We start from the raw sequence: 15,797 nt of genomic DNA, 5'->3' as shown, positions 1-15,797 counted from the left end.
AAAAGTTAAGGGGACAGGGTGAACCAAAGACCACATATCCACTTAGTCCGACAAACTCCTAGTTCCTGATTATTTAAAATCTTGTTGGGTGTTTTTGTCACGTGACAGGATTATATCAAGTGACTTTTTCAAAAGTGAGAAAAGAAAAGTGGGCCCGGCAGGATTTGAGCCTGCGACCAATCGATTATGAGTGTAGTTCATAATTGGGTGTATGGTCTGCATAGGTCTATTTTTTACAGGTGTGTACCCACTAATGTACCAACTATGAGTGTCACTGGTGAAAGGATTTAATTATGGTTTAAAACACATAGAAAGGGATTCGAAAAAAATCTTTTCAACTTTTGTACCCACTTAACGCGAAAGAAGCTGACATTATGATTTTAAAAGCTAATTAGGATAGTCCTTTAACAGAATGTATATGACTCGAATCATTCCGAAATGATCCTCAAGAAGTACCCCGCCTATTTGATCCAGGTGTTGCCTGCGGACCTTTAAATATTGAATGATGTGGGCTGAAAAGTTTTATTCGATTATGAGTGTAGTCCAGAATTGGGTATGTGAGACATAGCTAGAACGCAGTTCAAAGCGACATCGAGTACAGAATAAACTGCTAGTAAAATTAAATTCGAAAAATCCGATAGTAAATTTAGGTAGTGTGTTTCTAATAATTACTTTTAAATATATAGTAAATTTAATTTAGAGTGTGCAAAAAAGGTGTAAATAATTTGAGGATCTCTGCCATAGGCCAGATCTTTGAATTAGTTCTACTGAGGGTGGGCAAGCCCGATTTAGATTGATTAGATTTTAACTGAGCACGACCTCGCGGTATTGCAGCAGCCTGGGGTTGCATCGTTATTGCGAAGACTCATCGAAGAGTCCTGATAATGCGATGAATACTTTATGGAGGCTTGTTCGTCTTCAACGGAAGATCATGGGGCAGTGTGACCAGTTCGGAATGAACATCATGAGACTATCAATAATGCATTAATCTGTCTTTTTTGGGACGTCATTGATGAATAAGCTCATTTTTCGATTCATTTCTCAACAAAACGGAGGAATAGCAATGATCAAGTTCGTAATTCGTGGTGTGGTCAATGAGGCCGAAACTGGTGTTGGTATCTCTGGGCTTTTCGTGAAAGCCTACGACAAAGATTTGCTGTTCGATGACTTGATGGGAACCGCATACACTGGGGACGATGGTCATTTTTCTATCTCGAGCCAGTCAGGGGACTTTCGAGAGTTCCTGGATAGAAATCCTGACATTTACCTCAAGGTCTATACGCCAGACGAGGAGAGACTGTTGTATACCTCCGAGGACGCCGTACGCTGGCGTGCTGGGGAAGACGAGGTATTTGAAGTCCGTATCCCCCGTGAGGACCTGGACGATCTCCTACCCCGACGCCGCGTGCAACTGCTCGACGATCGAGGTCGCGAGAGGACCGATTTTGACGTCGGCGAGGCGCTCACAGTCCAAATTGAGGGGCTTCAGCCGGCAACCGCCCACGACGTAATCCTTCAGAGTGAAGATGGAGATGAGCTATTTACAAGCCGTTTGATGAGCAATCGTGACGGTGTCATCGAGGGAGCAGTACTCTGGCCACAGTTCGGTCTCTCTGATCCCCGCACCGACGAAGCGTTGACGGTCGAGCAGGCACAAGAACGATGGCAAGGACACCGCCTGAATCTAGCCGTGGGCACTGGAAATCAAACAGCCTTTGAACACGAGGTGCGCATAGCCGACACGTTCAGCCGCCCCCTCGTGCTCGGCACGGACGAAGAGGGCCGTGTAGTCAACGGTTTCGTAGTCAACGAGGGGAGCGCTCGCGTTTCGGGTTACAACGTACCTTTCGAAGGGCGTGTCCGCGTTTACATGGTCCCCCGGCAGCGGAATTGGCGCATGGGTGATCCTTTTGCCCCGGTGCACCTAGTTGGCGGCCGACCCGCATTTGTAGACGTAGAGGTCGAAGCAAGGCGCTTTCAAGCGGTGGTGGCACAATCAGACGAACTGGCGCCGGGTGCCTACGACTTTATTGTCCGGCCGCTGCGGTACGGCTACGAAGACGATGAGGTCTTCATACTCCGCGAAAACGACTTGGTGACCCGCACCGTCACCGGACTGGTGGTCCGAGAGGAATTTATGGCGAGCAAGACCGTCCTCGGTGGCTGCGTCAACACCCAACCTATGAGTGGACGGCATATTAGCGGCAGACCCTATTTCCAGTACGTCGATACGTTTCAAGTGGGGGATGACGTCTGGGGTGCACTGGACCCGGCCGCTCTGGATCCAAACCTAATCGGCAAGGCAGTGGCACTTTATGTGATTCAACACAAACCACCAACGGCGTGGAGCAGCGACTCCAGTTTAACTCATCTACCGGTGCTCGGTGGCAACCCAGCTGTGTTAAAGTTCGTCACTCAGCCCGGTTGTATCAACTATAACGATCGCCTGCTCTGGCCCAACGCCACAATCGAAGGAGAATACGACCTTGTGGCGGATTTTGGTAATGATGCCACCAGCCTGTCTGCATTCACTCCGGATGACAGTTTCGACCCGCCGCTGGACCTCATCGATGGTTACTTTGTATCCGGCTTTCGTGTAGTACCCGATCCGACGACGGATACATCCTTTGCAAACTGTGGAAGTTTTCAATACAACGACGGCCCGGTAACAGTTACCGATGATTATGACAGTGTCACCGTGGATCGCCGGGCCATTGTCTACTTCCCGTCCGACGTGGCAGGTGCGACGATGGTCTCGCAAATTAGCACGGCACAGTCGAGCTACCCAGTGGTGGTAATCGTACACGGCAATAGCAGCGTCACGACTAGCTATCTCGGCTACAACTACCTGCTGGAGCATTTAGCCAAGAGCGGCTTCATCGCCGCCAGCATTCACTTGAACCCCGGCATGCATGGAACGGGCCGCGCCCGGATGCTTTTCCAACATTTGACTCTGCTCAATGCCAAGTTTGGATCGAACGCAGCAAATAACATTGGCATTATGGGGCACAGCCGGGGCGGGGAGGCCGTAGCCATCGCCGCGCGGCTCAACCATCAGGACAGCCTCGGTCACAACATCAATGCCGTCATCTCGCTGGCCCCGACCGACCAGTATACCAGTGAGAACCTCGGCGGCACCTGGGCCACCCCCTACCTCGTCGTGTACGGCGCAATGGACGGTGACGTAGCCGGTGGGAGCGGCAATCCATGGAACACCGGCTTTGCCCTATATGACCGCGCCAGTGGAGCGAAGAAAAGCATGGTCTTCGTATACGGCGCCACGCACGGCCGATTCAACACTGTATGGGGTGATACGGACCTCTACTTTGGCAAAATCGGTCCGACCGATATGCCAAAACTGATTTCGGCCGATGCGCACCAGAAGGTCGCCAAAGGCTATATGACTGCCTTTTTCCGGCAGAATCTCAAGAATGAGACCCAGTGGAAAGGCATTTTCAGGGACGAGTGGGTACCTTCAGCCGTCGAACTGGCCGATGGCGGCGCTGTGAAGTTGTACGTCCAGTACGAAGACACCACGCGAAGTGAAGTGGACAACTTTGAGGAGGCACACACGGCGACGAGCTGGCAGACTAGCACTATAGGGGGCGCCGTCACCGACAGTAGTACGCTCCCGGCTAACCCGCAAGAGAATGAGCTTTTCAACCTCGACAATCAATCCCCCCACGACACATCTGGCTTGCTGTTGCGCTGGGATAATACTTCCGACGAACTCCGCTTCAACGTCCCGTCGGCACATCAGAATGTTACGGCCTACAACGCCGTCAGTTTCCGTATTACCCAGAAAGTTGGAAGCGCTTCGAACCCGGCAGGGCCCCAGGATCTCTACCTGACGCTTAATGATACCACGGGCAACAGTCGCTCAATCAAGGTGAGCAAGTTCCAGGAAATACCGCAACCGCAGTCTCGACATTACGCGCAGTATACCAAGTCCGCTATGAATACCGTACGTATCCCGCTGCACGTCTTCATCATCGAAGTGGTGGGCACAGATCAGGTAGATCTCACGAAAATCGAAAGTCTTACGTTCGATTTTGGCGCTAATGGGACCGGTGAAGTGGAGATTGACAGCGTTGAGTTCACTGAGTAGTCCTGTGATAAAGCGAAAAGACACCCTAAAAAGGAGGAAACAGTAATGTTCTTAGACTTAATCGACTTCCCGATTGAAAGTAAACGACTAGACTGGCAAGCACGTCACGTGCTCCGTAATGTCAATCAAGAGCCGAGCCTGCTTGTACGCATCAAGATCACTGGTACCTCTTTTCCGCATCGCGCCGAGGACCCGTTTGTGCAAGTCGGTGAACTACGTTCCCGGTTCGTAGAAATCGCCGAGGACGGCCTAAGCGTCAATTCCTACTTTGACGAGCCGCTGCCACAGCGGGGTCGTATCGAATTTGGCTATGGAGAACAAGTGCTGCTGCGCCTTCCTCGCCGGTTCGACCTCGAGATGCTCGATCAGCTCGACCCGCAGCGCCTGCCCAAGAACACCCGGTTTATAGACCGATTCTTTGGCGACGGCCCGATTGAATGAGGCAAGCCAACGACGTAGTTCGAAGACCGGAAAGCTTTCTTTCGACTCTGACATAGCGAGTGCCAGTCGCACTAAATACTTGATAGATATTCAAGTAAGGCTACCGACATGGTTCTGCACGGTGTTTTTTTGGACGGAGCGATAAAACAATTATAATATATGTGCATGGACTAAGATACCACCCCTAATTTACAATAATATCCCTTTCTACTCTTTACTTACCATAAAAAATTATATACCTAGCAAATTATTTCAATCTTGAATCTGTTAGAGGTTTTTGGGTTAAAGCTATTAGAAAAAGAAAAAATACTCTATGAATGGAGTGGTGGTCTCATCTAAAATCCGTAACTGGAACTACTCATTTTTTTGAGTGGGGGGGGGTAGATGGAGATATCTTCCAATATGAGGTTGAAATAGAAACACGATGGTATGGTTTAGCTTCATGGGAACAGAACGTAGATAGGATCAAAGTTAATTTACAATTTATTTAGACTGCTAAAGCTGCAAAAATGTCTGTGAAGAAGTTTTTTAGTTATTCTAAAAATCGGGTTGAGGCCAGTACTCGATTGAATTCTGCACTGGATTTTTGAAAATCTTTAATATCATCCCAAAATTCAAAAATATATATTTTTTTGAGTTGCTCATGGTAACATAATACCCGCATTCGGGCTACTTCCTGAATTAAAGTTTTTTTAACATCTTCATGTATATCTTGATTCTCATTTAAGTCAGATTCTTCAGTTATTTTTTTCTTAAAACTTTCCTCAGGTGCTTGTTGCTCCATACTTTGCTGATCAAAACCGTCCTCAATTTCATCATCAGTTTCAGTTTTATCAAAATTCATTTCATGATCAACCTGAACTGTGTAAGTATCAGATTTCAATCCTCTCGTATTCTGATTTTCTATAGCGATTTCTAGTGTTTTAGAATATGATACATCCTCCTTCTCAAGTTGCACTTTGATATTATTATTATCAATAAATTGAGTATCCCTTTTCTCTCCATTTATATAAACAGAACAATTTTTTCTAAATCCAAAACCTGAGATGGAAAGTTCTTCTGGCTTATTAACTTTTAGTCGAGAAGGAGTAATATAATGAATTTTCCCTGTTGCTCTTACTTTTGAAATTGTATGCCAATTCCTTTCAATTCGCCCAGTATCACGCGATTTGGTAATTGTCGTCTCTACAAAATGATGCAGTAAGAGTTTCAAGCTTTCGACTCCTACCATTTCATCACCTATTTGAACAAGTTCATGGCTAAAAGAGACTATTAAATCAGAATATTTTTCTGCTTCTTTCAGCTCGTTTTCATAGTATTTTTTTTGGGATGGAGTAGAATTCTTATCGATGGGAAGAAAATAACATCGGAAAGCAGCAGCGAATTCATCAGTTTTCCCCATCTTTTCACTAGCTAATTCCAAATCAAATATAGTACCACCTTTGGGTTGCCATACCTCAGGTCGAGCAAGGACAATTCGTTGTCTTTCATCCACTTCGGTTATGAATCCAGGAGGACGGGGAGCTCCACGAATCAACTTTTGTTGAAGTTCTTCAGTTCGATTACGTAGCTCTTTTAATTCTTCGCTAGATCCTCGCAGTTGCAGATATACTGTAGTTAGTACGCTCCAAGAAACTAAGGCACCAGCAATTGCACCACCTACGGAGTACTGTTGATACTGGCCGCTAGCTTCAGAACTTAATATGCCAAAACAAACATACGCAGCAACTAAACCCATTACTGCAATAAAAGCCCATATGATAAGATCAAATAATCTTTCTCCATTCATATCTTCTCCCCCCATCCTTTTTAAGTACAAAGTTAAAAGTATAGCATTTATTGTTTTAAATTGTTAAATATTTTAAAGAAAAAGGGGAAGTAGCTTAATATTTTCAAACTCTGTTGCATTTGGCAATGTACACGGGCACCATAATGACACCAAGAACCGGAGCACTTACGTCCATTGCAAACAATTAAAAACTCAGACTTATTATGTTATTCTGACAGATACTCTTGACGATTAAATTGTGATTTTTCAACCTCAGTGAGTATTGACTCACGTCTTTATCCCTTTGCTTCAATTTCACCGACATATTCCAACGCTCCAGGATCTGAATCGGTAGCACGAGCAGCACGGAAGACTACTGATAAAAATCGATTTCCCTTGGCATCATCACAAGATGCTGAGGCATCATTTGTAATTATGTAAGATGGAATTTGTGGAGATCCTCCTAGTCCACCGAGTTTATGGGTTTATAAGGAAGTTCAGGTCCGAGCCCGAGGTTGTATAAGATGCGAAAATCATTGCCTATCCAAGATTGTCAAAGACGCCACCGTCAGTAATATAGTGAGCTAGAAGGAAGTGACCTTCCTTACTTAAGAGATTGATTAAAAACCTAATTAACTCGCATCTTCCGAAAATGAGCCTCTCGAAGTACCCCGTTGTTAGCCTGGGATAGACTTAGAGTTATATAAAATTGCCTCCCGCGCGGGGGGCGGTAGGTTCGCTTATATAAGAACTCCCAAGAGTTGGAGATCTTTATTTTATTATTTAAATCCGTTATTACCATATAAGACTGGAATTTGAAAAACCTATTGAAGTCGGGGCTCGAATTAACCTCTCATCTGCGATAAATTATAGAGTTGTACGAGCATCTCGTATTAAACAAATTCAGGTCTCATCTTGAGACAAGTATTTTCGAAGCCTGTTAAATTTCGCTGTCCAATTCCAATATTCTTTATTGATTACCTCGCGAAATTAAAGCTAGGAAAAAATCGGTAGTGAAATTAGGTATTGCAGTTCTATCCACTGGGTATTACGATATAATTATACAGTATTTGATATCAAATCAGTCTTAAAAGAGAGTTGAAAACGGGTTAAATGAATATTTGAGAGTCAATATAGCACAAAAGGGAGTTTATATGGGGCGTAAAAAGAAAGAGTATCCAGAAGTACGAGGCCAAATGAAACCTGGTGATATAATCGCTTTTTCCGGGAAAGCCAATTTTTCAGAACTTATAAAGTGGGCTACACGTGCGCCTGTTTCACACGTCGGTATTATTTTGCAGTCCAAATTATTGGTAGATAACGTTCCGCAAAGCGGTTATTTTAACCAAATAATAGAATCTACATCTCTTGACGGATTTTCTGGCGTGTCAATTAGTCGCCTTAGTGACCGAATAGAAACTTATAATGGGGGGATTTGGTGGCTCCCATTGAGTGATGAAGTCAGATCTAAACTCAATTTTGAAGCATTTTATAACTTCTTATTACACCAAGAGAAAAAGCCATACGATACGCCACAAGCGGTTAAATCTGCTCTCGATGCCTTGGATAATGTCCCTTTGCTAAGTGCTGCTACTCACAATGTCGAGGATTTTAGTAAATTCTTCTGTTCAGAACTGGCTGCGGCTGCTCTTGAAAAAGGTGGAGCGATTGGTAGCATTAACTCTGCTGAGGTTACACCAATTGATTTATGTATGTTTTCTATCTATCAGAAAGACTACTATCTACTAAAATACATAGTTGACAAGGACATGGATAAAGATATGGAAAAAGCGACTCACATTCGCGCTTATAATTCTATATCTCCTGAAGGTTGGGGAGAATAGGTAGGTTTATGCGATATATACTATACTGAATCCGTGCATTCGCAAATCTTAATAGAGACACAAAAAATCTTATGAGAACTTAGCTGGTTGATGTTTCAACGATCAGATGATTATCAAGAACTTTTACTACAAATGATACATTAAAGAGAGGTTATGACTAGTTCAACCAAAGAGTCAATTAAGGATGAGAAACTTAAAATCGAGGCGCAAAAATAAATAAGGAGATTCGTTGGTTCTGGCTTACTCCTGGAGTTATTGCAATACTTAGCCTCATTACGATCTGGCAGGGGCGTATGAGTCAAGAAAACCAGCATGCATTTCTCATGCTTCAGGTCAAACCGTTGAATGTGTTGACGAAATGGTTTCCTCCCTTCTGACCCATCTCGCCCAGTGGGATCTCGTTTACAGGCTCAAGCATGAGATGGATAGCTCCCGTTTACGCCGGTATTAAGAAAATTGGTTATCAGGGATTCCCTCGGGGTGTTTGTGGTGCAGACTCTGTATTTATAAAAGGGCTTCGAGAACTTCGAAATAAGTTACATGCTATCCGATCAATTGATAATGAAAAATTCTAGTTGATAACAGCAAACTTCGAATGTCTTAGAAAACAGGAGATCATATGTTTTACTTTCGGATTAACCGGTTAAAAATAAAAGATAATCGAGAAGGACGACGATTTATAATCTTTGGGAGAGATCTGGCAGAGGTAAAGCTTTTTAGTTTCATTTCGACTGAAAATGTTGATCTACCTGAATTCGATGAGTATTTCGTTACGAATGAACAAGCCCGAAAGAAAGAAATAATTAAATCAGCAGTTAGTAAGGTCGCAAGCTCTCGAATTTTTACTGAAATTGAAAACGTTAAAGACGATCATATTTTAACATTTGGTGATACGGGCTATGTTTTATATCAAACTGAAAAGATACCGCAAGACTTTAACTGGATGTTCTTGGCTATTGAATCAGACCGGAAGAGTAGAGAAATAGCTGAAGATTTTGAAAAAGTAGTAGAAGATCCGGAATTTGATAAATTTGCTGATAATATTATTGGCTTTTTATCTGCTGGGCCCACCGCACCATACACCTTTGCAAAGGAGGCAGCAAGATTTATCGGTAAAATTATAACAAAACAGATGAAAAATAATAAAGATGACTTGATAGGAATCCTGTATATGTCCCTCAATAGAGCCGAACATTATCTCCATGCAGATCGGAAAAAGGATGGTGTGCCGGACCTTACAAATAACATGTATATAGATTACTCACTGTTTGGATTCATAGAATAAGTTCATCCTCAACGGCATTGAAGATTTGTGTATTCAATTTCTATATTTCCAGTGTAATTATGACTTAAGGACGTTACAATTGAGTGCCTGCCTTCCTTCCCGACAAAGTTATATTATAAATGCACCAGTAGACGTAACGCACCCCAGGTCACGGCAATATCCCGAATTCGGGAGATCAGTTTTAGCATTATCCTTTTACCTTAGACGATAGGTGAAGGCCGTGGCCCGACGGATCGAGATTCGGAACTGCTCGAACAGCTACCCGCCAACCCTCTACAATACGAGTAATATGAGCGGTGGAACCGACAGGAATTGTCCAATTATGATGTCGTGTACGCCTTCTTTGACAGGCTGTATAGAGAATTGTATACCGTTTACGGTATACTTCAATTATAAAATTGATTAATAGATAAATTCTGTAGGCTTTCTAAACCTTAAATAAAGAAACTCAGATTTTTTATAGTAATTTTCAAAATAGTCTAAAATTGCATTTATCCTGGTAAAATGATAGGAAAAACCGTAGTGATACCTTGTCCTACGCAATACTCTTCATTCTGTATTCCATCCGATTCCCCACCTGAAATAATATGTGTAGCTGGATATAGCCATACTCCTCTAACTCGTGTTTCGGATATGAAAGTAAATGTTTCACCTTTAGCTACAAAAAGGTAGATTCTATCTCTAGGCATTATTGTGCGCCATCTATTGGTATTTGAGAATCTTATCCGAATCCACAGGGTTGGGTTACAATTTCTAATCGACCAATAAGTACCCTCGAGGTCTGGTTGATTATCATTATCATCTGGTTCGGGGAAATGCGCTTCTGCGTTATAGACTAAGCCTTCCTTGTGCTTGACATCCGAAAATACAGTACCCCAATGTACATTTTTCCATTTTCCATCGTATTGAAGGTCAACTCTGATTCGTATATCTGGTCTCCAACCCCCACCAGAACCCCAATCCCAATGTCCACCTCTATAGCCAATTCTATATCGACCTTCATTATTGGTGACAGCTTGTCCCATATAATCATCAGTATCAGGAAAGTCATCTGCATCAAATGCACGAACTCTTACTCCCTGAGCCGGTTCACCTGGGTTACCTACTTCAGGCCATGTTGAATTTGACCAAGTAATAACTCCAGACACCGACCTTGCTAATTCACTAGGGGGCGTTACTACTGCATTGATTCTTAGATCGTTTCGAAGTCTCCAATTACCTCTAATTCCAGACTGCCATACCTTTATCCAGCCACCTGGTGCTTCAACAGGTGCTAAGATTCTAACATATATATCTGGACGCCACCAAGTCCACTCGTGAGGTGCAGGATCCCAATGTCCTCCTCTATAATTAATACTATAATCTCCATTCTGATTTGATATATCACTCCCCATATAATCATCTGAATCGAACTCGTCATGATCATATGCTTCCACTCGATAACCTTCAAGGGGTTGCATATTATCTGTTGATAAAATACGTCCTAAAATACGTCGTGCCATTTTTTCCCCTTCAATTTATATGTGTTTCGAAAGTGTCATTGAACAAATCAATTTGTTGTAGTATGACTGGAGAATCTTGGTGACTATCTCCTCTGATCTTAGAATGGGATATTCTGTAATTTTTTTACTTAAGCCATAATTTTCTTCGATCTCTCTCAAGGATATTCAATAATATTTATTCAAGACTATTTATAAGTTATTAATTGTCTAAATTAAACTCATTCCCTAAAATTACTCCCGAATTTTGCTACCAAATATTTCTTTCGAGGATACATACAAAATAGATTTAAAATGTAATGGTAGAACAGCATTTACAAAAAGTAAAACAATCGACCGAAGATCAACTGCACTTTCTTATGTGAGGGCCTTAGAAGCATCAAATAAAAATGGTTCCACATCTTTAGCCTTTGCTTCCATATCCAATTGTTGACACTTGGTCAAAACGGCTTCCTTTAAAGACTCTGGATCCGATATAGAGACTTTGGCTTCCAAGTACTGGTAGTTTGGTTTGATATCCCGGCCCATCAGAAAAGCCAGGTCATAGAAATCCCTTCCCTTATTGCGATCCCTGTTTATAATGGCATATAGTTTTTGAGCCATGAGAAGTGGGGGTGTGGTCCAAATGGTGGAAAATACTTCAAAGCGGTTCAGCAAGAACTGTTCGGGATCATAGTCAAAATGCTGAGGTTCGGTATCCAACTGAATGAGGATCTTCTCTTCCTGGTGGCCGGACAACCCTTCATCAAAAAGTAATCCCGGAAACTTAATATGACAATGCCAGGCACCTTTCATCATCGTTTTAAGCTCAACCTCGTAGCCCTCCCGTTCAAGGCCTTTTTGAATCTCATTTGCTACCTCTTTGAAAGCATCTTCTTCCAGGGAAATATTATCAAAATCCAAATCCTCGGAAAAACGGCGATTCCCATGTACAATTCGGAGACAGGTGCCTCCCAGAAAGCAAAGGTCCGTTGCAAACGGGCTCTCATACAAAATTTCCAATATCTTGTATTGGAGATATTCCCTGAGCATAAAGCGGGGAAAACGATGCAGCTCTTCAGAGTAATAGGGCCGGATTTCGCTAAGTGGCAACATCAAGATATGTTTTTAAAGTGCTCAAACGATTACTTAACGCAGGTGAATTGATGTAGGCTTCGTACCGGTTTAGTTTTTCTATCGAAATTCGATTATTGATTTCTAGAGCATTCCATCGAAGAGCTTCTATATCATCTGCTTCCTTTATTTCGGGATGCAGATATAGATAATCGATTAAGGTTTTTTCCGGTTCAGCCATAGCGTACCGATGATCATTCCATTCCTCAAGCTGATATCCAAAGAACAGTGACGGTTTGAGATGACGATAGGTAAAATTGCCGATTGGGGTATTAAACGAATTCGTTTTTAGTGTCGTGCAGGAAGTGATCTGAAATACACCTTCTGGAATAAAGCCATAACGTGATAAGGCTGACTCCAGGGAAACATAAGAAGGATGATACAGTTCGTTCGCCGTGTAATACAGAAAAGGTTCATCCACCTCTTGATCAGAGAAACAGTAATAGCGATTCCGAAGTTTTTGGATGTAGCCCTTTTTCTGCCACTCCACCAGTCGGCGGCTATCAAATTCGGGGAAATGCTTCTCAATCTCCCGGACTGAAAAGTTCGGAAAGGCTTTCATTTCCTGACGAAATTCGGTGTAATTCATACCATTTGTTTCTATTTCTTGTTAATAATAACAATTATTAGAAACAAAAAATATTTATTTGTTTTTCAACTACTTGTATGGGCCCTGAACCTGTAAAACTATTGTTTGTGAATGTAAACAGTAGTTCAGTGCAAACCATCTTTTAATTGCCTCCTCCTTTATATGCGAATATTTAGCTAGAATCATATGAAGCCAAGCTCTTATTTAAGCTAGTTGACCATTTTTTAAATAAGAATTCTTTTGATTGCTGGAGTATTTGCCAATTTAGCTTTTATAGTTAATCCTGTTCAACTATGGGCAATAGTCTCCAAGTAAGGTTTAAGATGGTTTTAACACGAAGCTTAAATAGCCCTATACGGAATTATAAGGGATATTAAATTAAGACAGAGAGAAGTTCTCTGCACACCTATCAGAAATTAAGGGCAGGGAGAATAACATGAAGAAGATTGTCTTAATATTTGCATGTATTGGTGTCGGTATCACCAGCGCCTTTGCCCAGGGGGTTTATGAGGTTAAGAAAGTCTGTAACGGCCATCGAAGTTCGGCAATGGTTGTGGAATATCAGAAACAATATTATGTAATTACCTCAAACACGGGTTCATTTACCAGAAACATCCTTGTCGCAGACATCCCTGCTATTAATTTTGATGGATCCAGCCAAATGAGGTTTTTAAATAGTGCTGGAATCACCTCGTTTGACTTCGTCAAAGTGGTCAAGCCGGGTCAATTCGTACGTATCAACAACCGCTGGCAGCGATTCTTATACAGCGGACTACCGGGAGCGAGAAGCGTATGCAGACAGATAGCCTACGGATACTGATGCTTATGCTGGTGAAGGGGGGTTGACTGTGTGATTCACTTTCAGCCGTATTCTCTTCAAAGGTACCCATCCTCTAGAGATTCGGATTTTGATTTCGAGAAGGCTAAACTCTGAGTTTGCAAAGCCCTCTACAAACCAATATCAATAATTGACCACATACCCCAGATTATTAGTATTAAACCGGTAATACGACCGATCCAATCACTTTTCGGGAGAATTTTTTCAATCAGAACGAATCCGGCAATGATGGCTACCCAAAGGAGATTCATTACGCCTGTCACAAAGAGCAACGCCATTAGAGCCCAGCAGCAACCCACACAATAGATTCCATGTTTGAGCCCCATTAGAAAAGTTCCCTTCATCCCGCTCCTCCATTCTTGAAGTATAAATCCCAAAGGAGATCGGCAGTGGCGGAGGCAGGCATGCTTTAAAGATGTCAATTGGAATATACCGGCAGCCAGAATTAGCATACCTCCCAACAGGGGACTGGTGGCTACCATCATGGGGGAAAGCAGGGCAACAGAATGGAGCCCCCATTGTGCAAGTGTAGCCAACAAGCTAAAGCCGGTCCAAACCACAAGGTAAGCACCAAGAAACATAAATGTTGGCAGTAAAACTCCGTTTTCCTCTTTTCGTTTAATATGGACTTTGTAAAACATGAGGACCATGGGAGTAGCAGAAGGAGTCATCATGGCGATCATCATCACTGTCCACATGATAAACATCATGAGAAAATCATACAGGTCCCACGATTGCATGTGAGGAGTCCCCACTTTCATCTCCAATGCCAGCTTTGTAATGTACAACCACGCCAGTACCGTAATAGCTGCCAGGCCAAGAATTACGATTACTCGGTCTTTTTTCACACTACGGAGAATGAGGTCATTTACAGAATTTGATTTTTTTGCCGGTTATTTAAAGACTTAACCGCCGTTCCATTGGGCAAAGCCCTGCACCCCGGATTGTGTTTCAAACTGATGAGGAAGATCCGGGTCAGTCCATTTGGAGCCGCTGGGGGCTAATTGTCCTATGTGATCCTCAAACTGGAGGGCTACTGTGAACCCCACGTCTTTCATGGTCATTTGTTGCCCTTCCTCATTCTTGAGTAATTGCGATTTTATAGTACCAAAATCCCCTATAGTTGCTGTAAGAGTGTCTCCGTTTTCCTGCACTTCTATGGCTGTAATTTTCGTTGGCAGCCATTCAGAGATAAGTCCGCCGATTATTTCCATCGGGCCTCCCTTTTTCCCTTTGAAGATTTCTTCCAACTCTCTTTGTTGATCTGCTGTTGTATTCTCATCAATATAAACGCGAGAAGTTCCATTTCCATCAAAAAGGGTCGGTCCCGGAAATATGCTGGACATGGCAATTTTACACCCACTTAGATCCGTACCATCGGAATTTCCCTCCTCGATTAGAAAAAGAAATGGAGAATCACAGGTGTCGTTATCAAAAATCATAAGATCCTCTACACCATACCAACAGGGACATAGCATATTGCAATTGCAGGATTCTATCATTCGAGCAGTTAGGTTCCACGACATAATATTTCCTCTTCAATTAATTATTCAATTATATGGGAGGCCGTCAATTATTTAATAAAGTAGGGAGGCTATCTGTATAAAAAACAATTTGTTACATCATAGTCTTAAAAAAAATGGTGATAGTCAAATACACAATCTATGTAGTTGAAAAAGGCAGTCAAAGATTCAGTTAGGTTCATTAATACGATATTTTTTGCACAGCATCGCCTCCAGTTATATTTGCATACCGCTTGGAGTATTACCATGGGGAAAGCCCTATACGGAATTAAGAGACCATGAGGGATGTTAAATTAAGACAGAGAGAAGTTCTCTGCACACCTATCAGAAATTAAGGGCAGGGAGAATAACATGAAGAAGATTTTCTTAATATTTGCATGTATTGGTATCGGTATCACCAGCACCTTTGCCCAGGGGGTTTATGAGGTTAAGAAAGTCTGTAACGGCCATCGCAGTTCGGCAATGGTTGTGGAATATCAGAAACAATATTATGTAATTACCTCAAACACGGGTTCATTTACCAAAAATATCCTTGTCGCAGACATCCCGGCTATAAATTTTGGTGGCTCCAGCCAAATGAGGTTTTTAAATAATGCTGGAATCACCTCGTTTGACTTCGTCAAAGTGGTCAAACCGGGTCAATTCGTACGTATTAACAACCGCTGGCAGCGATTCTTCTACAGCGGACTGCCGGGAGCGAGAAGCGTATGCAGACAGATAGCCTACGGATACTGATGCTTCTTTCGGTGAAGGGAGTTGACTGTGTGCGTCACTCTCAGTCGTCCTCTC

12 protein-coding genes are annotated in these 15,797 nt (G+C 42.7%); 6 read left to right on the top strand and 6 right to left on the bottom strand.

Features of this window, described 5'->3' with window-relative positions; translation table 11 throughout:
• The first annotated feature begins 1,012 nt into the window (after positions 1 to 1,012).
• Both NC796_RS00155 and NC796_RS00150 read left to right on the top strand, forming a co-directional pair.
• A complete protein-coding gene (locus NC796_RS00155; protein ID WP_310681117.1) occupies positions 1,013 to 4,108 on the top strand; it encodes a hypothetical protein in 3,096 nt (1,031 codons plus the stop codon).
• 45 nt (positions 4,109 to 4,153) lie between these two features.
• Complete coding sequence (locus NC796_RS00150) at positions 4,154 to 4,549, top strand: hypothetical protein (protein ID WP_310681116.1); 396 nt, start codon at positions 4,154 to 4,156, stop codon at positions 4,547 to 4,549.
• Between the two features lie 532 nt (positions 4,550 to 5,081).
• Here NC796_RS00150 and NC796_RS00145 read toward each other — a convergent pair.
• Positions 5,082 to 6,353 (bottom strand): IPT/TIG domain-containing protein, encoded by a 1,272-nt coding sequence (locus tag NC796_RS00145; RefSeq protein ID WP_310681115.1) that lies wholly within the window; start codon positions 6,351 to 6,353, stop codon positions 5,082 to 5,084.
• Positions 6,354 to 7,471: 1,118 nt separating this feature from the next.
• On the opposite strand from NC796_RS00145, the gene NC796_RS00140 reads away from it, so the two are divergent.
• Positions 7,472 to 8,161 carry a hypothetical protein gene (locus NC796_RS00140; protein WP_310681114.1) on the top strand — a complete coding sequence of 230 codons (690 nt, stop codon included), beginning with the start codon at positions 7,472 to 7,474 and terminating at the stop codon, positions 8,159 to 8,161.
• A 619-nt stretch (positions 8,162 to 8,780) separates the two neighbouring features.
• Positions 8,781 to 9,446 carry a hypothetical protein gene (locus NC796_RS00135; protein ID WP_310681113.1) on the top strand — a complete coding sequence of 222 codons (666 nt, stop codon included), beginning with the start codon at positions 8,781 to 8,783 and terminating at the stop codon, positions 9,444 to 9,446.
• Between the two features lie 491 nt (positions 9,447 to 9,937).
• Here the strand turns inward: NC796_RS00135 and NC796_RS00130 are convergent, their stop codons facing one another.
• The 3 genes from NC796_RS00130 to NC796_RS00120 form a co-directional block, all read right to left on the bottom strand.
• Positions 9,938 to 10,948, bottom strand: coding sequence for a hypothetical protein (locus tag NC796_RS00130; RefSeq protein ID WP_310681112.1), 1,011 nt, complete (start codon positions 10,946 to 10,948; stop codon positions 9,938 to 9,940).
• Positions 10,949 to 11,302: 354 nt separating this feature from the next.
• Positions 11,303 to 12,040 (bottom strand): nucleotidyl transferase AbiEii/AbiGii toxin family protein, encoded by a 738-nt coding sequence (locus NC796_RS00125; RefSeq protein WP_310681111.1) that lies wholly within the window; start codon positions 12,038 to 12,040, stop codon positions 11,303 to 11,305.
• Complete coding sequence (locus NC796_RS00120; RefSeq protein ID WP_310681110.1) at positions 12,027 to 12,647, bottom strand: hypothetical protein; 621 nt, start codon at positions 12,645 to 12,647, stop codon at positions 12,027 to 12,029. The genes NC796_RS00125 and NC796_RS00120 overlap by 14 nt, the downstream gene beginning before the upstream one ends.
• A 436-nt stretch (positions 12,648 to 13,083) precedes the next feature.
• On the opposite strand from NC796_RS00120, the gene NC796_RS00115 reads away from it, so the two are divergent.
• On the top strand, positions 13,084 to 13,467 hold the full coding sequence (locus NC796_RS00115) for a hypothetical protein (RefSeq protein ID WP_310681109.1): 384 nt from the start codon (positions 13,084 to 13,086) through the stop codon (positions 13,465 to 13,467).
• A 128-nt stretch (positions 13,468 to 13,595) separates the two neighbouring features.
• Here NC796_RS00115 and NC796_RS00110 read toward each other — a convergent pair whose 3' ends face one another.
• Together NC796_RS00110 and NC796_RS00105 are read right to left on the bottom strand one after the other, a co-directional pair.
• Complete coding sequence (locus tag NC796_RS00110) at positions 13,596 to 14,333, bottom strand: DUF2182 domain-containing protein (RefSeq protein WP_310681108.1); 738 nt, start codon at positions 14,331 to 14,333, stop codon at positions 13,596 to 13,598.
• Between the two features lie 57 nt (positions 14,334 to 14,390).
• Complete coding sequence (locus NC796_RS00105; RefSeq protein WP_310681107.1) at positions 14,391 to 15,011, bottom strand: DUF1326 domain-containing protein; 621 nt, start codon at positions 15,009 to 15,011, stop codon at positions 14,391 to 14,393.
• 348 nt (positions 15,012 to 15,359) lie between these two features.
• Here NC796_RS00105 and NC796_RS00100 point away from each other — a divergent pair, with 348 nt between their 5' ends.
• A complete protein-coding gene (locus NC796_RS00100; RefSeq protein WP_310681106.1) occupies positions 15,360 to 15,743 on the top strand; it encodes a hypothetical protein in 384 nt (127 codons plus the stop codon).
• Positions 15,744 to 15,797 lie beyond the last annotated feature (54 nt).

It is taken from the genome of Aliifodinibius sp. S!AR15-10, from assembly GCF_031569985.1.
Classification (GTDB): domain Bacteria; phylum Bacteroidota; class Rhodothermia; order Balneolales; family Balneolaceae; genus JAMQKA01.
The sequence above is the reverse complement of the archived record's forward strand: the minus strand, read 5'-3'. Positions and strand labels throughout refer to the sequence as shown.